This is a genomic window from Lysinibacillus sp. NPDC096382, from assembly GCF_044762845.1.
In the GTDB taxonomy this organism is placed as follows: domain Bacteria; phylum Bacillota; class Bacilli; order Bacillales_A; family Planococcaceae; genus Lysinibacillus.
The window spans coordinates 24,940-43,533 of the sequence record NZ_JBIWFC010000007.1; the positions used below are offsets into that span (position 1 = coordinate 24,940).

Sequence of the window (18,594 nt, forward strand, 5' to 3'; positions counted from 1 at the left end):
AAAGCATAAAGCGTATTCGATTTTTCCCGAATACGCTTCTATTTTCTAATGGCGAATAAATTAAAATCGCCTTATTCTTTAATTATCCTTCGCCAATTCTAACTTTCCTTTTATGTAAATAATTCGAATAAAATAAAACGATTAATACGAGACCTACAATAAATGATACATTCCCTATTTTCAGAAAAACTAACTGTGTATAATTGTCTAACGGAGTCAATTGGAAAATAAAATATAGCGTCAAAGGTATTCCGACTAAAGAAACTAATAATATATTTTTATTTTTCCAATAACCAAATAAAGTTTTTATGAAATAGGTGAAAAAAATCCAAAGACTAAAAACGATTAAAGCATGCGATATTCTATCAGCTAATTGTCCCTTCAGTACCGTTAAAAAAAGAATAGAAAACACGACTACTGTAACAAAAGGAGCAAACACAATTAACTTATCCATTCTTTTAATTGGTAATTGTAACTTTGAATCAGGCACCAATGAAAATGATGCTCTGTGTAAATATAAAAATAAACAAGCAATCATGATCAATCCTAAATATAACAATATAATACCTTCCTTCAGTCCTTTATCCTAATAAAGGAAACTCATTTCTGTTAAAAATATAGAATATTATACTAAAATATAGAACGTTATACCATATATATTGCAACAATGCTCTATCATTTTTGTTATTAGAATTTTGGTTTTTTTAAGCAATTGTTCAGCGAAATGCGCGTATTCTAAGTTCATTATGTACACTGTAACTCGTCTGCTGCTCGCCTTGAATGCTCACACAACGCATAAAAAAAGCCCTTCACTGCTATGTAAAAGGCAAGCAAAGCTGCTTAGTTTATAATAATTAATTAAGGACTTGCATGATTTCATTCAAAAAAGAAGGGAAGAGACCCCTTCCTTTTTATTAGTGAATAACCTTTTTATTGATTAGCTTGGTACAACCAAAAGCAATTACTAACGCTATTAAAGAAATAATAAGTGGCGGAATGAAGCTTGTATTTCCAAACAACACTTGTGAAGGTAAAGTCGAAGCTTCTTCCCATCGTATGCTAGGCGTATAAAACATTGTTAATAGCATGCCTGATAGTACTTGCAATACTACAGAAGCCAACGTAAAAACCCCTGCAAATAATAAGTATTTTTTCAAGTTAATCCCTCCTCCCTATCTATTACTACGTCTTAAGTTCAAATAAGTTTCACAATATTCTATCTATTGCAAAGGACGATTTGTTTAGAAATTATTCTGTAACACCTCTGTATCCTTGTGTGGTGTTATTATCAATGGTTCAATTTCATTCCTTATTCATGATGTGGTACTAGTTTGTCTAGCTTCTCTAGCTTTAGCGTCTATAACGTCTCGGCTATATTAATTGCCAGAGGTATCTTCAATTAAGGTAAAAAAACCCAGAAGTTTATTAGTTCCATATAGTTTTTTGGGTCACTAGCCTGTGAGTGACCCTTTTTATTTAACTCAAAAACAAACGTGCAATTAGCCTCACTTCAGGTACCTTTCACACATCTATATTGTACTGTTTATCAAAAATGAAATAGCAAAATCACGAAAACTATTTACGACAAATGAACTTTTTCTTTTTTTATTCCAAGCAATCCCTACTGTTTGAAAGCAGTCAGGATTTGAAATTTTCAATATTTTCACGTTGTCTAAATACTGATCTAAAAATGAATAGTTAAAAATAAAAGAGATTCCCTTTCCTTCGTTCACCAATTGTAAAATAATCGATAAATCTTCACCTTCAAAGGCAATTTGCGGAGTAAAGCCCGCTTTTTCAAATAATTGATTTTCTGTTGTGCGAAAATTTTGTCCTGTTTCTGACAAAATAAACAGTTCATCCTTAGTCTCAATCAGTGAAACACTTTCTTTAGCAGCTAGTGGATGATTTTTCGGCACTACTAAAAAGACTTCTTCAGTAAATAATGGAACCCACTCTATTCTGTCATCTTTAATCGGATTAATAACGATCATTAAATCAATTTCGCCACTAATTATTTTTTGTAGAGCTAATTTATCTGGCAATACATATTGTCGGATTTTAACATTTGGACGCTTTTTATAAAAATCATAAAATAATTTTGGCAGTAGTTTTGAATTCATCACATTAATCGCTATACTATCTTCTCGTATATTCGCCAGTTCTTGAATTTCTGATTTCGCCTCTTGTAAATCATCTAAAGCCTTTTCCACCTTCTCATAAAAAATGCGTCCATATTCATTCAAACGAATAGATTTCCCTCTTCGATCAAAGAGTGGTACTCCAATATCATCCTCTAAACGAGCGATCGTTTTGCTTAATGAAGATTGCGAAACCTCTAGCTCCAACGCAGCTTTCGACATATGCTCCAAGCGGGCTACTACTATAAAATACTCTAATTGAGTTAATTGCATTATTAGTCACCTTCTTATGCTTATTACTATAAAGGAATAAGCTCATTCATTCAAAAATATTGAATAAGCATTTTACTGAAAGCTATACTACACATGAAAAGAAAAACCTACACATATGGGGAGGCAATAATATGAATGTTAAAGATTTTGAAGGTCGAGTTGTCTTAATCACTGGAGCGGCTACTGGTATTGGACGTGCTACAGCAATAGCTTTTGCACGTCGTGGCGCGAAAGTTGCTATTGGCGATGTTGATGACCGTGCACAAGGAACTGTAGAACTAATTCAACAAGCAGGCGGAGAAGCTGTTTTCTTTAAAACAGATGTAACAAGTCCAGAGCAATTGAAATCACTTGTTGAAAAGACAGTAGAAAAATTTGGTGGATTACATCACGCATTCAACAATGCAGGCATTTTAAATAAACCAGCAAAATTCGTAGATATTGAAGAAGATACTTTTGATAAAGTAATGGCAGTTGACGTTAAAGGTGTATTCTTTGCGGTGAAACATGAACTTGAATATATGGTTGCTAATGGCGGTGGTACAATTGTAAACACAGCTTCGGTAGCTGGTGTCATTGCCGATCCAAATATGGCACCATACGTAACAGCAAAACATGCCGTAACTGGTTTAACAAAAGCAGCTGCAATTGACCACGCTAGAGACGGTATCCGAGTAAACGCTATCGCACCTGGTTTAACAGAAACACCAATGACTCAAATGTGGAAAGATAATCCTGAGGTATGGAATGAGGTGGTTTCCAACGTTCCAATGGGGCGAGCTGCTAAACCAGAAGAAATTGCTGAAGTCGTTGTATTCCTTTCTTCAGACGCAGCAAGCTTCTGTAACGGTTATGTTTATGTTGCAGATGGCGGACAAGTTGCTCACTAGTAAATAAACATTTTTTCAAAATAATAGAACAATAAAATAGACCAAGACGGAAATCTTGGTCTTATTTTTTTATAAACAGGTCTAGTCAAATAGTTTTATGCTCATTCACAGCTGAAAGAAAAAACATAGCCATCTCAACAGTTAAATGTCATTCGAAGGAGACAAGTTATTCCCTATTCCCTTTAGATCACCATATTCTTCTAAATACATTCGGATAGTCTATAACCAAACCCTGTTCGTCTACACATATAATTGTTTCATAATCATAAGAACGGTATTTAAAATATCTCAATTTACCATTGTTAATTAAATATTTATAGGATTGGGGAACTTTTTTTACCTCAAGGGATGGAATCGATATGTATACCATTTCAAAATGTTCCTCTTGATTAAGGACCCAATTCATTCTATTGATAGGAAGTGAATTTGAAAATGGCGTTGCAGATATATCAATATCAATTGCACCTTTTAGCTTAGCAATTAGCTGTCCATCATTTTCAAACCAGTTGCCCTTTCCATCAGACGTTAATTTCAAACTATTGTGTTCATCAACAATTATTGTCAATTTTTTAGTAAACCAATTGGAGTCTAGATCAACTTTGTATTCTACAATATGAGCATTAGATTCATCCCCTTCTACATATATAATTGTCCCTTTCGCTGAGAAGTTTTTTTCTTCTTTAATAATGCTTAAATGCTCACAACCAAACTGTTCTTCATTCTCCCATACTACCTTTTGATTCAAAACTTTCTCCCCTATCTATCATAACCTCTTCAAAACACCTATTTTTCTTAATAGTGGGATATTATCGTTTAACCTTTAAACCTAGCAGTTCAGCAAAACCAATTGCTTGTTCAGTGGACACCACACAGCCACTTAAATTTTTTAACGTTACATTTAATCGTTCAAATGTGCATGTACTGATATCTACATTGTTTAGAGGCGTGTCGCTAAAATCAACGTCATCTATATTACAATGTTCAAATTTCACTTTCTTAAATTGGCAGTCGTAATAGCTTGTCCCACGTAATGATGACTGCTCAAAACAACTTTGTTTTAGTCTCGCTACCCCAAAGTTACACAAATTCATGTTACAACTTTTAAAAGAAACGTTCCCTAAATTGGCCTCCGAGAAATCAACACCTAACAGCTTGCAGTTTTTAAATGTAACTCGATGAATAATTCCTTCGTTGAATTTTGAGTTAGATAAGTCACAGTTTTCAAAGATGACATCAGTCATATCAATTTTATTGAAATTCGCGTTAATCAAAGATACTTTTTGAAACATAACTTTAGATAAAAATAAACGTTCAATATTATCATTCTCTCTACTTATATTCGTAATCAATTGATTCGATAAATAAGGTTCTTCATCATAAAAAATGTCTTCAAAAGTTCCTTGAGCCAAATCATTTGGCATAAGCGGAACTTCAATTTTAAATTTTGTCGTCATGCTATTTCTCCTCTCTCAAATAGTTTACATGAAAACCTTAGGATATATTAGTTTATTCTTTCTTATGTAAAAGAATAAATTCAAATTACCACAACCCAAAGATTGTGGTAGGAAATTTTTATGTGTATTCCTTATTATTTATTACGTTTTGAGGAAGTGTTTTCATTGTGTTGTTGTTCATTTGTATTGTTCATTTGTTCATTCGTTAGATCATTTTCTTCACGCACATCTAAATCGTCAGGGCTTAAATCTGCTCCAAATTCTACTTGGTCCTCTTCACTTTTATTACGCTTTTCTTTTGTCAAAGTTATCACCTCCGATATATAAATTACCCTTTTTGGCGTAAATTATACTTGTAAGAATATATGCTAAATGCTATTTCCTCGGTAATAAGCTATTCAAGTATCATTTGATTGCACTTTTCATTATGTTGTTAAATCGTTTGATAAACATGCAATCAATTTTTTTATAGTCTTTAAAAAAGTTTGTTCACCAATTTCTTCTCGATGTAAAGGTAGCAACATAATTATTCGAAAAAGGCCGATTAGAATTTCAGGATCTTCTTCAGTAACTCCTTTCCCCTGTAAAAATTTCACAAAGTCTAAATAACTTTCTACATCTTCTTTGGCATGATCTTCGATAAGTTCTTTCGGGAGTCTCTTCATTATTTTCTCGTACTCCCCTCTTTGATAAAGATTTTGTAAAAATGCATTTTCTTCTATTGCTTTAAAAGAAATTTCAAAAAATCTAATTAATAGTTCTTTTGGTGGTAAGGATTCATTCATTACCTCAACAATGATTTTATTTTTTATTTCTTCTTCTCTTCGTAACACAGCATAAAATAATTCTTCTTTTGAAGGGTAATAAGAATAAAAAGAACCTTTTGCAATCCCACATGCATTTACTATGTCATCAATACTTGTTTTTGAAAAACCATACTGAATAAATAACTCTTTACTCTGGTTGAGAAGTGTTTCATGTATTTGTTTCCTCTGTTCAGTTGAAATTCTTGCCATCGTTATGCCACCTCTTTATTTGACTATTTGTTGATTTTTAGTCGTATATCTGTTAATTTAATTTTATTTAATTTATTCTTTTTTGTAAAGAGATGGCTTATTCAGAAGGAGACAAGCAATATGAGAAAAAGAAGTAATATTCCAATTCATGGTTTTGTTGCACCCGGTTTTGAATTAGTGAAGGAAGAATTTATTAAAAATTTTACAAACAGAGGAGAAGTTGGAGCAGCGTTTGCTGTCTATATAAATAACGAGCCCGTTGTTGATTTATGGGGAGGATATCGAGATCGCAAAACTTGTGCTATATGGGAGCAAAACACATTAGTTCAAGTATTTTCAGCTACAAAAGGATTTGCTGCATTAGCTTTAAGTCTAGCGCATTCAAGAGGTTATATTAATTATGAAAAGACAGTTTGTACATATTGGCCCGAATTCGCTCAGAATGGCAAAGAGAAAATTACAGTTAGGCAGCTCCTGGCACATCAAGCTGGTTTGTCAGCTCTAGATAGATTAAAAATTGATAATTTAGAAGACCTAGATACTTCACGGTTATCACAGTCCCTTGCTGCAAGTAAACCCGATTGGGAAGTTGGAAAATTTCATGGGTATCATGCATGGACAATTGGAACATTAATTGCAGAGCTCATTAAAAGAACTGACCCAAAACATCGTACCCTAAAAGATTTTTTCAAAGAAGAAATAGCTGAACCGCTAAATGCAGAATTTTATATTGGACTACCTGCTGAAATTCCGGAAGACAGCATTACAACTATAGAAGGCATAAATCACCCTATTCAGTTACTTAAGGGCATGACCAAATTACCGCCAAAAATGTTACTTGGTTTTTTAAATTCCAAGTCACTAGTAGCTCGGAGTTTAGTTGATCCTAAAAAATTTGTTGCAAATGATAATTTTAATCATCGTCCTATTCTATTGAATTTCCTTCAGGTAACGGAGTTGGACAAGTAAGAGGGATGGCAAAAATTTATGGTGCATTTGCAAGCCGTGCGAAGATACTCGGAATAAGCTCTTTAACAATGAATGAATTAAGTATTGGCGCCACGCCTCCAAATGAAGGCTATTACGACCATGTAAATTGTATAGACATAGCATACTCTTTAGGCTTTTGGAAACACTTCCCTAAAATGCAATTCGGTCGAAGTGAAAGCTCTTTTGGACATCCTGGAGCTGGAGGTTCGTTCTGCTTTGCTGATCCAGACGAGGGATTAGGATATGCCTACGCTATGAATAAACATGGATTTGGCATGGCTAATGAACCAAGAGAACTTGCTCTAAGGAAAGCGTTGTATAGTTGTCTTTAAAGATAATTAGATGTCATTTCACTAGCTATGTAATTTATATTAAAATATGACTATAAAATAAAAGGAGAAAAACTTTATGGCTGAAAAATATGTGCACCACATTTGCATACAAACGAATACATATAATGAATCTTTAACTTTTTACAGCGAAGTATTAGGATTTGAAGTAGCACAGGAGTCACCAAATTTCCACGATAGACATTTTAATACTTGGTTAAAACTTGGAGCATTTTATATTGAACTCCAAACGGGAAAGTATAATAAAAAACTTGATACATGCAATTCAAATGCTCTAGGCATTGTACATTTCTGTTTATGGGTTGACAATCTTAGTCAAGAAGTAGAACGGTTGAAGGATATGAATGTTCATTTTATTCGTAAAAATGATGAAATTATTTATCAGGTTGAAAATGGCCAGCTTTGTAAGTTAAAAGCACCTGAAGGAACTATTATAGAGCTTCGTGATAATACAGGAATATAAAGTGATCAGGGGGACTTTCTTCATCTCGCTTCGCTTTAAGAAATAAGCCAGGACTCATTATATAAAGAGTCCTGGTCATTTGTTTAGATGGCTTAACCTATTCTAAGTTTTTCACTGCTTATAATCCTCTCATTTTTTGTCCAAACTATAAACAAAACCCCTTTACTCCACAAGATTGCACAGAATTTCTAAAAGTAGGGATCAAAAATGAAAAAAATTTTTATGTTAATAGTAAGTTTAACAGCTGTACTATTACTCGCCGGATGTTGGGATGTTAAAGAACCACAAAGGATGTACTATATTGATGGAATTGGTATCGATTATAAAGATGGTCAATATGAAATATATATGCAAATCATAAATTTTGCGAATGTAGCTAAATCTGAAGGGCCTACTCCTCAAGCAGCACCGTCAGAAATTGGATTTGCTAAAGGTAAAACGATGGAAGATGCCTTTTTTAAATTATATCGCTCCATCGATCAAAAAGTTTTCTGGGGACATATGACTTTTATTCTTTTCTCTGAGGATGCCTTAAAAGACGAGAACTCCATTCCTGTTATTGACAGTTTTTTAAGGCATCGGGAAACAAGATACCAAATATTGACATATGTTACGAAGGACCCTATTAAAGATATTCTTTTAATCACACCAATATTAAATAAATCCCTAACCGCATCAAAACTAAGCAATCCAATGCATACAAAAGAGCTACAAACATATGTAGAGCCTGTTGATTTACGAAAATTAATTATCAGCTTAAATGAACCGAGTCATGAAGTGAATGTTCCACTTGTAACAATTAATAAAAACTGGGAAACGACTAATAAACCAACAGAGGAAACTGCTTTATCTGGTTTCGGAGTAGTTTCAAAGGATGGATTTAAAGGCTATATAAATGATGGGGATGCAAGAGGTATCCAATGGATGTACCATGAAAAAACTCGAGGAGACGTAACCATTAAATTAAACAATAAAGAAAAAGAATTCTTAACAGTTGATTTAGAAAAATTAAGTACAAAAATTAAACCAATTGTAAAAAACAATGAAGTAACATTTGAAGCGGAAATAAAATTAAATGCAATCATTAATGGTTTCAAAGGAAAAGTAAACACCGACCAAATAAGGGAAGGTATTATTAAGGAAGTAAAAAAAGATATAAAAAAATCTTATGAAGCAGGTATAGAATTAGATGTTGATGTTTTCCGCTTATCAGAGCACCTATATCGAAAAAAAGTAAAAACATGGAAAAAAATACAGAAAGATGGCAAAATTCCATTGACAGTAGATTCACTTAGTAAAGTAAATGTTATCGTAAATAAAGTTAATCCTGGTCGAAAAACATTTGCTGAAACAATTAATGAATAGCTATATAATTGCGTCCGGAATCGGCCAGAAGCTTAAGACCAACAAGCGAAAGCGTAGCGTCAGCAGCACATATAAATTGCCAAAGGATTTGGCCTATTTCAACTGACGTTGGACTTCCGCTGAAAAGTAACGTAAAATCGCCTTCATCCTCTCCCACCTGTAAGTTGGGAGAGGAATGTAGCTGACGCTTCTACAAAAACATTTGCTGAGAGAAGTTAAAACTCATTTGTGTCATCTATTCAACGATATATTCAATTCACTGAAATAAAGTCTCATTTGAACTGTGATTTTTCATTCTATGTGGTATAATGCTGTTGATGGCTAAGCCATTAAAAGGGCAAGACCAATTCTGAGCTGTAGTAGTGTCAAACGCTACAGCTTTTAATATTATTATTTTAGAAAATATCGGGGTGCTAATCGGACGACGCACCACTATCACTGCAACTAGATGTATCACTATAACTAGACACACTGTCCGAGCAATTGTCTGTATTTGAATCTTCAATGGATACGAATGAATTTGTTGAACTATAATCTATATGACTACTTGCATGGTTGGAATGACTTCCTATTGAACGATCATGATTAGAGAATTCCTTTTTTATTAAGCTAATGACACCTACCAAAATAATGAATCCGATAAATACAATAAAGAAACCCATTCTTCTCTCCCCCTTTCAGATACTATTTCAATTTTATCATCAAGCGACAAATAAAGTACTTTCCTAATGGCGAACGTCCTTACAATTCGTTCACTACAACATTGAACCCTAACGTTTCAGCTTCTTGACGGTCAAAGCCTTCATCTAAATGCATACACCAATATTTTGAACGTACATTAGGTCTCACTAACTCACTCAATTTTCGTAAGGACAAGTGCACATTGCCCTCATAATCAGCTTTACAAGTATCAACATAAACATAATCGTATGCCATTGGATTTAGTAAAGATGATTTTAGGCTATTTGTATCTCCAGTATAATAGATAAGTTTGTCATCTATAGATAATTCAATTGAATAAGAAGGTATTTCTTTAACATGACTAGATTTTTCGAAAAGCACTTTACAGAAATGAAGTGAGTACGGTGTATCCGATTGACATTTTTTTATTAAACATTGCACGCCTGGAATAATGCCATTAATGGCCAACAATTCTTCAATTTTTACATCATAAACGGAATAAACACATACATTAGATTTTGCCATTTCACCATGACAATAATAACTATAAAAAATAAAATCAGCAAGGCTTCCTACATGGTCCGCATGAGTATGAGTGATTAATACATGGATGTGCTCAATACCTTCCAGTAAATTATGTTCCTTAATGCGATGAAAAATATTGCTACCACAATCAATTAACAACATTTGGTTTCCTATTTTATAATAAGCTGAAGTATTGCCTAATTTCGTATTAAATGCACTACCCGAGCCGATAAATTTCAACATAAAATAGCCCCTCTTCCATATTTACTTTATTTCACAATTAAAGGATAAGTTCTCAATGCTACCCCTTTTCCGTCTAAGAACTCTCTACTTTTGGTATTCTCCTAATACTTTCTTTGTTAGTTGAGTCCTCTCAATAATTTAATATTATTCATGTACCATTGTTAACTTACATCAAATCGGAGGATATTTCATACATTCTTCCATCGTCTAGTACAATTAAATCAATCTCTTTAGTTTTGCGTGATAAAAATATTCGTATACATAGACGGTTCATTTTTAAATGTCACTGCTATATCATATCCTCTATATTTATAATTTTTGTTTACTTCTTCAATTTTAATATTACTTTGATCTACACCTTGAGCAGCCTAATTTTTCAAAAACAAATAAAATCAATATGTATTTTCCTTCCTACGCCCCATTCTTTTTTTCGAAGTTTTTATTAGGAAAATTTATATATTTATCCCTTTCGAATGGATCATCACCAAAACGTGTGGTTGATTTCCGTTCCGACTGGGCGCTTTGTAGCTGACGCTTCGCTTTCGCTACAGAAAACATTTGTTGCTGCCGCTTCGCTTTCGCACAGAGCAAAGCTTCCTGGGGGCGTCCGATGAGCCGCTTTTGGTGTTGCTGTCGCTACGCTTTCGCACAGTCAAAACATTTGTAGCTGACGCTTCGCTTTCGCTACAGAAAACATTTGGTGCTGCCGCTACGTTAACACTACGCTTTCGCACAGAAAACATCCGCTACGCTGCAGGGTCTCGGGCCAACACGATGTTGGTCACGAAGGCGTTATCACAGGATGTGATGCTTTTAGCCTTCGTTCCTCTAGCGCTGATCCCCGAGGAGTCGCCCAGTCTCCACTCCAATCAACTATTTACATATAGAAGTTTTAACAAAAGTCATTCGCAACTTTTGGTGATGAACCTTTCGAATTAATCATTTGATAATATTGGAATAAAAACAAAAAAATGAAGGGATTGGTGTTATGAAAGCTATTATTTTTGACTTCGATGGAACTTTAGCAAACACATTACCAATTTGTTATTACGCCTTTCAGAATGTCTTCAAAGAATTTGACAATAAAGACCTTTCTTCTGAAGAAATAAAAGCAATGTTCGGTCCTTCAGAAACAGGAATTATTAGAGAAAATCTAATTAATTCAAATAAAGAGCAAGCTATTGAATTGTATTATCAAAAGTATTTAGAGAACCATTCTTACTTGGTTAACCATAATGTAGAAATTGATAAAATGATCAAACATTTAAAAGACTATGGTATTAAATTAGGCATTGTTACCGGAAAAGCAAGAAGAAGTTTAGACATTTCATTAAAAGCTCTTCAAATGGATCACCTTTTTGATGTCATAGTAACTGGCGATGATGTTATTCAGCCAAAACCTCATCCAGAAGGAATAATCAAGGCTTTATCATTATTGAGTGTACGAAATAATGAGGCTATGTATGTTGGAGATAGTGATGCTGATATACAAGCAGGAATTGAAGCAAATGTATATACCGTAGGAGTTCAGTGGTTGCAGGATTATCAAACTTTTGAATTTAAAATAGAGCCTCATTCTTTTTTTAGCAGCGTTAAACATTTTGTTGATTTTCTTAATATAGGTAGTCGTCATGAGTTATAAATGGTTAGAATGGGCGAAGAAGATACAAGCAATATCCCAGGCAGGATTAACTTTTTCAAAAGACGTTTACGATATTGAACGCTATGAAGAATTAAGAATTTTAAGTGCCCAGATAATGCTAGAATACACTGGATTAGAAATGCAAAAAATCAAGGATTTATTTACGAATGAAACGGGTTATCAAACACCCAAAATAGATGTTCGAGGAGCAGTATTTACTAATAATAAAATACTACTGGTAAGAGAAAAAATTGATGATAGATGGTCTTTGCCAGGTGGTTTCTGCGATATAGGTTTGTCGCCTAGCGAAAACATTGTCAAAGAAATTAAAGAGGAAGCAGGATACGATGTAGTTCCTACGAAATTACTTGCTTTATTGGATATGAATAAGCACCCTCATCCACCTCAACCATATCATTATTATAAATTGTTTATTCAATGTGAGATTATTGGTGGGCAAGCAAGTAATGGTTTGGAAACAAAAGGAGTACACTTTTATCATGAAGATAATTTACCAAAGCTTTCTTTAGGGAGAAATACAGAAAGTCAAATTAAAACGCTTTTCGAATTCTTAAGAAATCCTCATAAAGATACGATTTTTGATTAGTTTTTAAGTTATTGGAATCATTAGCCAAGAAAGATTGGATTTATCAATCGATCGCTAATTTCCTACTAAAAGCCCAATTTCTTATTTTTAGGCTATTTTCGTAAAGATTGTTGCTATCCAATTAGCGGAGCAGATTAGTTGAATAAGCATTTATATGAGCCATTACTTGCAAAAATCAAGGCATCGACAAGGAAAAGCAATTAGTTATCGCTGAAGGGATCTCCAAATTGCGCGACCTAATTGATAAAAATGAATGAGTGAATCATAAGATACTTTTATTGAAAGGAAAATGATTATGTTTTTCATAGCATATTTACCAATTTTTCTTTACTTATTATTAGAATTTTATAGAAGTTCACCTGTTAAAGAAGAAAAACGAAATCGTGGTTCTAGTTTTTTTATCGGAGTTGTTTTAGCCTTGATGGTAACCATTCCGGAGATTATTTATTTCTTTACAATAAATAAGATTAATTCATTGCTGTTTTTTGGTGTTATTGTCGGGCTAATTGGTGTATGGATCAGATATTCTTCAATGAAAATCTTAGGGAGATTTTACAGTAGGAATGTCGGAATGCAGGGGGAACATAAGTTAATTCAAGACGGTCTATATAAATATATTCGCCACCCTATTATTTAGGGTCTTTTTTGACCTTTTTAGGATTCGCTATTTCTTCATCTTCGTTCATTGCCTTTATCATAAATATCATTTTATTTTTCCTCGCGTATTCGTATCGTATAAAAATTGAAGAGAGAATTCTTGTTACACTATTTGGTGAACAATATAAACAATATCAGTCCAAGACTTGGCGAATTATCCCGTTTCTATACTGATATATCCCAACGAATCTCTATATAACATTGTGAAGAACTATACTTAAAGAAATGGGTGACTTTAGAAATTTTTTCTAATTCACGAAATAACAAAACAGAAAGGCAGAATTTATTCTACACGTTTTGTAGATTAAATCTGCCTTTTAGTTTTCACAGCAACAATCTTTCGAAGTCAGCTTAAAGTAATAAATCGCGCCTATTTATTTATAGCGATTTGATTTGGAACTAGCTCTGATTAAATTTCCCCTTAACATTTTCCGGTAAGTCATCCACATTTATTACTTTTGGGTCACCAGTATATCCTTCTAAGCTTCTAGGGACACGGACAATCGTTCCTTTTTTAAAAGGTTTTTCTGCAAAAAAACTTACAACCTTTTCATTTCCATCCTTATCATAGCCCTCTAGTGCGTATACGAAATGACCATTGCTATTTGGAGTTTGTAATTCCTCGTTAATTTGAACATAGTAGTCTTTTTCTATCATAGCACCTTTGTCACCACAACCAACTAAGAAAGTAGTGAATAAAATAGTAATTGCTAAAAATTTCATAATCTTCATTTCTTATGCCTCCTCTTTTATAACGAAATAGTCTCGTTACATAAGAGTATAGATAAAATCTCCACTACCTTAAATTTCGGAATATGACAGTTAGCTGACAAAATTGTCATATTCAAAACTACTATGAACTTGGGTAATCATTCACCTCTCACCTTCAGTAATCTCTGTCAATATCCAAGATTTTTTGCCGTTCTGCTTTAAAATCAATAACTTGCCCAGCTCATCTCTCTTTATAAGAATGAAAAGTGTCCTGCCAACAACAGACGAACAAAGTATGCTACGTAATCTCCCCCAAAAAACGAATCCCCCTTTACTCTAATGAAATACGGCATTACTGTAAAAGCGCAATGGGATTTACCAATACATCAATAATCATTGTATTTTACCTCTGCATATTCTTATGTTTACGAATTATTATTCTAGTTATAATCAAAGCACTTACACCAGCTAGAACAAAGAAAATGCATATAAGTAATTGGACGTTGTCTGGAAGATATAGAGCAATAAACCAACTTCGTACCTTTACGCCTAAAAGCTTTAGAACAATGGGCACAATCCCCTGTGGTAATGTGAAGATAATCCCCATCATAACGAGTAGACCTACCAAAATGGACTTTCCTGCAGATAGATTAGAAAATGTGTCGCTTGTTTGAGCTACTTTGTTATCCACGGCTTGAGCTATTCCACCACTCTGCATGATAGAGAGTATATCTGGACCAAGAGCTTCCAAACGACGATATGCCAAGCGCCCAAAATACCAAGCGATGAGTAAGCCGGTACACAATCCCACAGGTACACCGATCCATCTTAGCAAGTTTTGATGTAACAACGTCCCTAAGGTCAAACTGACTAATGTAGGTATCGAAGCAAAAAACAGCAATATCAACAACAATAAATTGGTTATAAATAATTTCCCTGCGTTCATGTCATCACCAGAGACAATTGTACCGCGTCCACGCCGATGAGGGTCCGTCACAGGTACGAGCTTGTAAACTGAGAGGAACAACATTAGTCCCGCCCCTCCACCCAATAGTAATGGAAGCAAAGCCAAAACCCATGCCCATGCCCAGTCCAACTTACTGAAATAAAGGAATAGGAGAGATATTACGATCGATACGGGTGCTACAACCATTATCCATGCAATTTGCCTGCCCCGCACATCGTTCCGTTCTGCACCCGGTGTAGTAATAGTCATCCAAAGAGCACTGCCATCAAACCCATAAAGATTGTTCGAGAACATGCAAGTGAACATCACAAGGACTATGCCGACCCAGGGCATTAATAAAGTAACACCGCTCAACGATACAAATAAGCCATAGAATAATCCCGTCCACAGCCCCATCCGCAACAATCGCCCTCGCTGCGGATCACGCATCCAAGTTTTCAGTTCCTTAAGAACGACCACCCCGATTTTTGAAGTTTTTGGCGTTAGAATGTTGGCCCAAGTAAGGAACAATGATTTATTTCTGCTATAACGATTTATACGAGCCTCATTTTTTGTGCTTCCTGATAGCAGTCTTGCCCATGTAATCAATAGTAATCCACACAATAAAGCCAAACCACAGAGAACACCTACAGCTAAAAAATAATGGGATCGATTTACAGCTTCAATCGCTACCATAGCCCAACCTGATGGCAATATTCGAGCCGCTAAGGAAATTGCTAGGGACGGTTCCTCTACGAACACGCTAACCGAGGGAAGTAAATACCAACCGACGTTAAGAAAAGCTATAACGGCTCCTATGATCAATGCCCCGAATTCCAAACCTAATCGAGATTTCGATGCCTCCCCAATCGCCCCCATCACCACTTTGGACAACAGCATGAAAATTACAAGTTGCAACAACATCGCAGGTATGGCAACGATAACAGACCAAAATCCAAGTCTTGCTGCATAAATGATGAGAGAGAAACAAGCGACTAAGCTAACGATTGGTCCAATACCGATGAAAGAGGTACCGAGCAACCCTAAAGCCAATCTTCGTTGGGCGATAGGCAGCAAGGTGAAGTATTCCGTTTTTAATACCCCTTCTCCGCCAACTAACATAGGCCCTATGATCCAACCAATCATCCAAAAGCCAAAAGCGATACAAATAAGATCTGCTGATGCTTCATGATTATATAGTACACTAAGCAGAATCGTACTAACTGCCAGCAATAGACCGATAACCCCGCCGCTCATCATGAGAGTCGCTCGTCCCCCGCTCATCGAGTGGCGAAGCAAGGAAATTTTCATTCGAATCATTACATTAACCATGATAATCTCTTTCCTTCTTCAGGGCGCTTCCCAACTAACTGAACGAAAGCCTCTTCCAGACTTTCACCATTACGCACAAGATCCAACGGACCTGTAGCAGCCACTTTCCCCTTCGCAATAACAGCAACATGATCACACAACTGCTCAACTAACGCCATGACATGGCTAGATAAGATGACAGAACCGCCAGTGGCAACAAAACTCTGCAAGATCGTTCTAATTGTTGACGCAGAGATGGGATCAACCGCCTCGAACGGCTCGTCAAGCACAAGAAGCTTTGGAGAATGTAGAAGGGCCGTGGCAAGACCAATCTTCTTTCTCATTCCAGTGGAATAGTTTATAACAAGCGTACGCTCATCATCACGGAATTCCAAAATATCAAGCAATTCTTCTGTACGCTGGGCAACAGTCTTTGCATCAAGTCCCCGCAATAATCCCATATAAGTCAAAAGTTCACGCCCGGTTAACCTTTCTGGCAATGACATGCCATCTGGCAGAACTCCGATTAACGTCTTTGCATGTAAAGGATTTGACCAAACATCAACACCAAATATTCTAGACGCTCCACTGTCTGGGCGTAGCAATCCTACTGCCATAGATAATAGAGTCGTTTTTCCTGCACCGTTCGGACCTACCAAACCGAAAAATGAACCGCTAGGCACAGTCAGGTTGACACTATTAACAACAGTGTTCTCTCCAAATTGTTTGCTCAGTCCGTGCAGTTGAAGGGCCGAATCCCCGTCTGTCATAACATTTCCCTCCTTAAATTACCTTCTGATTGTGCTCACAAAGTTTCGCTCTTATCGGTTGCCAATTTAAATAAAGTGATTAATTCTTGTGCATAAGCATCAAGATCCAGTTCGGGATTCATCATAATTTGCGGCGGCACTGCATCAATCGCCTGCCTAATTGTTATAGCCATTACTCTGGAAGAAAATGTTCGAAATTCTCCGTTCTTTTGTCCATATTGCAAAATTTGCTCTAAATCGTAAATAGCAGCCTCCTGAAGATTAAAAACAAACGACTCCTTTCCTTCCTTAAGACGAATTCCAGACCAAATTTCTAATAGAGCTAACATATATGTCTTATGTGTAGACATAAAGGCAATGTTGCTTTCAAGGTATACGCTTAGCATATCCCTTGCGCTAGTGGCAGATTGTATAAGCGGTCGCATATAAGAATCGCCAGAAGTATAGACCTTTTCAATGACATGCCGAATCAACGTTTCTTTGTTTTTGAAATGGTAGGATATTACTCCCGTACTGATGCCTGCACGTTTGGCAATTTGCGCTAAGGATGCTTGTGCAAATCCTAAACTGGCAATTGTTTCGATTGCGCATTCCACAATTTGCGTTTGCCTAGCAGCTTCAATAAAAGTAAGTTTTTTTTGATTGTTCGTATTATTATTTATATTCATATTTTAAAATTAGCATGACCGTTCAAAAATTTCAATTGTTATTTTGGTTGATTTTGGATTTTTTGATAGTTATGGGGATTTCCGCATTATTCATGTCATTCTTTACTTGAAACTCTTCGATTGATGTTTAGGTTATTAGAGTTGCTTTCAGTCCAATTAAGTCTCCAGCCGTGCATTAGCTGCACAAGTTGGAGGAGGACTGTTGCAACTTGCATTATTCACCTTGCACTCTCAATTAGATTCATAAATGTTTCTACTTTTTGTCATTCAGCTTCAAAATCAATAACTTGCCCATCTTCTAAATCACTGAAATTTCCATTGCGTTGATGAAACCAATTAGGGACAACCTCTTTTTGCACTTGTAGATTGGATTATAAGTACGCTGTTGTTGTTTTCGAGCTACAAATCGAAGTTTATCCGCTTCTACTTCCTCAATTGTTGTAAACTTCTTAGTAGTCCAAACTTGCAAAATCTTTTCAACGTAATTCCAACGAAGCACATTGTTCTCTATTGCTTGCTACCTAGCACGGATTACAAGGTCTTCTGACATTTCATTACTCCAATGACCGATTTTGTACGTGACATGAGCGGCTAGACAACCAAAGCCATTTTGCTCATAAAATTGGAATGCGGTTTGTGGTTTTGGAATGTTCTCTTTTGAAGAATGGCTCTAATTATAGTATTGGTGGTTTTTCTGTGAACGGGTATTCCGTCACCGGATTTTCATTAAACGGTTCAACTTGTAGCGTTTCGAACACCGAGAGTTCAACCTTTCTAAATTTCCCCATGTTGTTCTTCCCTGCACTTTGTGAACATAGCCGATAACTCCTTAATAATGTTAGCAGTAGATTCACGACTGCATTTGCTATGAGTGGCTAAATCACAAATACA

General features: G+C 35.3%; 23 protein-coding genes. 9 read left to right on the plus strand and 14 right to left on the minus strand.

What is annotated here, in order from left to right; genetic code table 11:
* Positions 1–82: 82 nt before the first annotated feature.
* The 3 genes from ACIQZA_RS11745 to ACIQZA_RS11755 form a co-directional block, all read right to left on the minus strand.
* Positions 83–559, minus strand: a complete 477-nt coding sequence (locus ACIQZA_RS11745) for a hypothetical protein (RefSeq protein WP_402882641.1) — start codon at positions 557–559, stop codon at positions 83–85.
* A 355-nt stretch (positions 560–914) separates the two neighbouring features.
* A complete protein-coding gene (locus ACIQZA_RS11750) occupies positions 915–1,157 on the minus strand; it encodes a hypothetical protein (RefSeq protein WP_402882643.1) in 243 nt (80 codons plus the stop codon).
* A gap of 372 nt (positions 1,158–1,529) precedes the next feature.
* Positions 1,530–2,414, minus strand: a complete 885-nt coding sequence (locus tag ACIQZA_RS11755; RefSeq protein WP_132358281.1) for a LysR family transcriptional regulator — start codon at positions 2,412–2,414, stop codon at positions 1,530–1,532.
* Between the two features lie 131 nt (positions 2,415–2,545).
* Here ACIQZA_RS11755 and ACIQZA_RS11760 point away from each other — a divergent pair, with 131 nt between their 5' ends.
* Positions 2,546–3,304 carry an SDR family NAD(P)-dependent oxidoreductase gene (locus tag ACIQZA_RS11760; RefSeq protein WP_142510165.1) on the plus strand — a complete coding sequence of 253 codons (759 nt, stop codon included), beginning with the start codon at positions 2,546–2,548 and terminating at the stop codon, positions 3,302–3,304.
* 187 nt (positions 3,305–3,491) lie between these two features.
* Here the strand turns inward: ACIQZA_RS11760 and ACIQZA_RS11765 are convergent, their stop codons facing one another.
* The 4 genes from ACIQZA_RS11765 to ACIQZA_RS11780 form a co-directional block, all read right to left on the minus strand.
* Positions 3,492–4,049, minus strand: a complete 558-nt coding sequence (locus ACIQZA_RS11765) for a putative glycolipid-binding domain-containing protein (RefSeq protein ID WP_402882645.1) — start codon at positions 4,047–4,049, stop codon at positions 3,492–3,494.
* Between the two features lie 61 nt (positions 4,050–4,110).
* Complete coding sequence (locus ACIQZA_RS11770) at positions 4,111–4,758, minus strand: pentapeptide repeat-containing protein (protein ID WP_402882648.1); 648 nt, start codon at positions 4,756–4,758, stop codon at positions 4,111–4,113.
* A gap of 134 nt (positions 4,759–4,892) precedes the next feature.
* Positions 4,893–5,072 carry a hypothetical protein gene (locus tag ACIQZA_RS11775; RefSeq protein WP_400933717.1) on the minus strand — a complete coding sequence of 60 codons (180 nt, stop codon included), beginning with the start codon at positions 5,070–5,072 and terminating at the stop codon, positions 4,893–4,895.
* A gap of 111 nt (positions 5,073–5,183) precedes the next feature.
* The gene (locus ACIQZA_RS11780) at positions 5,184–5,774 is read right to left on the minus strand and encodes a TetR/AcrR family transcriptional regulator (protein ID WP_402882650.1); all 591 of its coding nucleotides are present in this window, start codon (positions 5,772–5,774) and stop codon (positions 5,184–5,186) included.
* 120 nt (positions 5,775–5,894) lie between these two features.
* Between ACIQZA_RS11780 and ACIQZA_RS11785 the strand changes: the two genes are divergently transcribed.
* The 4 genes from ACIQZA_RS11785 to ACIQZA_RS11800 all read left to right on the plus strand — a co-directional run bounded on the left by ACIQZA_RS11785 (position 5,895) and on the right by ACIQZA_RS11800 (position 8,942).
* On the plus strand, positions 5,895–6,743 hold the full coding sequence (locus ACIQZA_RS11785; protein WP_402882652.1) for a serine hydrolase domain-containing protein: 849 nt from the start codon (positions 5,895–5,897) through the stop codon (positions 6,741–6,743).
* Positions 6,744–6,748: 5 nt separating this feature from the next.
* The gene (locus ACIQZA_RS11790) at positions 6,749–7,096 is read left to right on the plus strand and encodes a serine hydrolase (RefSeq protein ID WP_400933723.1); all 348 of its coding nucleotides are present in this window, start codon (positions 6,749–6,751) and stop codon (positions 7,094–7,096) included.
* Between the two features lie 76 nt (positions 7,097–7,172).
* The gene (locus ACIQZA_RS11795; RefSeq protein ID WP_400933725.1) at positions 7,173–7,577 is read left to right on the plus strand and encodes a VOC family protein; all 405 of its coding nucleotides are present in this window, start codon (positions 7,173–7,175) and stop codon (positions 7,575–7,577) included.
* A gap of 207 nt (positions 7,578–7,784) precedes the next feature.
* A complete protein-coding gene (locus ACIQZA_RS11800) occupies positions 7,785–8,942 on the plus strand; it encodes a Ger(x)C family spore germination protein (RefSeq protein ID WP_402882654.1) in 1,158 nt (385 codons plus the stop codon).
* A gap of 413 nt (positions 8,943–9,355) precedes the next feature.
* Here ACIQZA_RS11800 and ACIQZA_RS11805 read toward each other — a convergent pair whose 3' ends face one another.
* Positions 9,356–9,604, minus strand: a complete 249-nt coding sequence (locus ACIQZA_RS11805; protein ID WP_400933731.1) for a hypothetical protein — start codon at positions 9,602–9,604, stop codon at positions 9,356–9,358.
* Positions 9,605–9,683: 79 nt separating this feature from the next.
* Positions 9,684–10,391: an MBL fold metallo-hydrolase gene (locus ACIQZA_RS11810; protein ID WP_402882657.1), complete on the minus strand. Its 708-nt coding sequence runs from the start codon at positions 10,389–10,391 to the stop codon at positions 9,684–9,686.
* 988 nt (positions 10,392–11,379) lie between these two features.
* Here ACIQZA_RS11810 and ACIQZA_RS11815 point away from each other — a divergent pair.
* The 4 genes from ACIQZA_RS11815 to ACIQZA_RS11830 all read left to right on the plus strand — a co-directional run bounded on the left by ACIQZA_RS11815 (position 11,380) and on the right by ACIQZA_RS11830 (position 13,471).
* Positions 11,380–12,033 carry an HAD family hydrolase gene (locus tag ACIQZA_RS11815; protein ID WP_400933735.1) on the plus strand — a complete coding sequence of 218 codons (654 nt, stop codon included), beginning with the start codon at positions 11,380–11,382 and terminating at the stop codon, positions 12,031–12,033.
* Entirely contained in the window at positions 12,023–12,640 is a 618-nt protein-coding gene (locus ACIQZA_RS11820; protein ID WP_402882659.1) for an NUDIX hydrolase, read from the plus strand. Before ACIQZA_RS11815 ends, ACIQZA_RS11820 begins: the two co-directional genes overlap by 11 nt.
* A 295-nt stretch (positions 12,641–12,935) precedes the next feature.
* The gene (locus tag ACIQZA_RS11825) at positions 12,936–13,277 is read left to right on the plus strand and encodes an isoprenylcysteine carboxylmethyltransferase family protein (protein ID WP_402882662.1); all 342 of its coding nucleotides are present in this window, start codon (positions 12,936–12,938) and stop codon (positions 13,275–13,277) included.
* Between the two features lie 8 nt (positions 13,278–13,285).
* Positions 13,286–13,471 (plus strand): methyltransferase family protein, encoded by a 186-nt coding sequence (locus ACIQZA_RS11830; RefSeq protein WP_402882664.1) that lies wholly within the window; start codon positions 13,286–13,288, stop codon positions 13,469–13,471.
* 225 nt (positions 13,472–13,696) lie between these two features.
* Here the strand turns inward: ACIQZA_RS11830 and ACIQZA_RS11835 are convergent, their stop codons facing one another.
* The 5 genes from ACIQZA_RS11835 to ACIQZA_RS11855 all read right to left on the minus strand — a co-directional run bounded on the left by ACIQZA_RS11835 (position 13,697) and on the right by ACIQZA_RS11855 (position 18,202).
* On the minus strand, positions 13,697–14,029 hold the full coding sequence (locus ACIQZA_RS11835; protein ID WP_142510176.1) for a DUF1093 domain-containing protein: 333 nt from the start codon (positions 14,027–14,029) through the stop codon (positions 13,697–13,699).
* Positions 14,030–14,411: 382 nt separating this feature from the next.
* Positions 14,412–16,286: a hypothetical protein gene (locus ACIQZA_RS11840; protein WP_402882666.1), complete on the minus strand. Its 1,875-nt coding sequence runs from the start codon at positions 16,284–16,286 to the stop codon at positions 14,412–14,414.
* Positions 16,274–17,035 (minus strand): ABC transporter ATP-binding protein, encoded by a 762-nt coding sequence (locus ACIQZA_RS11845; RefSeq protein ID WP_142510178.1) that lies wholly within the window; start codon positions 17,033–17,035, stop codon positions 16,274–16,276. The genes ACIQZA_RS11840 and ACIQZA_RS11845 overlap by 13 nt, the downstream gene beginning before the upstream one ends.
* A 35-nt stretch (positions 17,036–17,070) precedes the next feature.
* Complete coding sequence (locus ACIQZA_RS11850) at positions 17,071–17,703, minus strand: TetR/AcrR family transcriptional regulator (protein ID WP_402882668.1); 633 nt, start codon at positions 17,701–17,703, stop codon at positions 17,071–17,073.
* A 298-nt stretch (positions 17,704–18,001) separates the two neighbouring features.
* Complete coding sequence (locus ACIQZA_RS11855; protein WP_402882671.1) at positions 18,002–18,202, minus strand: DnaD domain protein; 201 nt, start codon at positions 18,200–18,202, stop codon at positions 18,002–18,004.
* Positions 18,203–18,594: the final 392 nt, after the last annotated feature.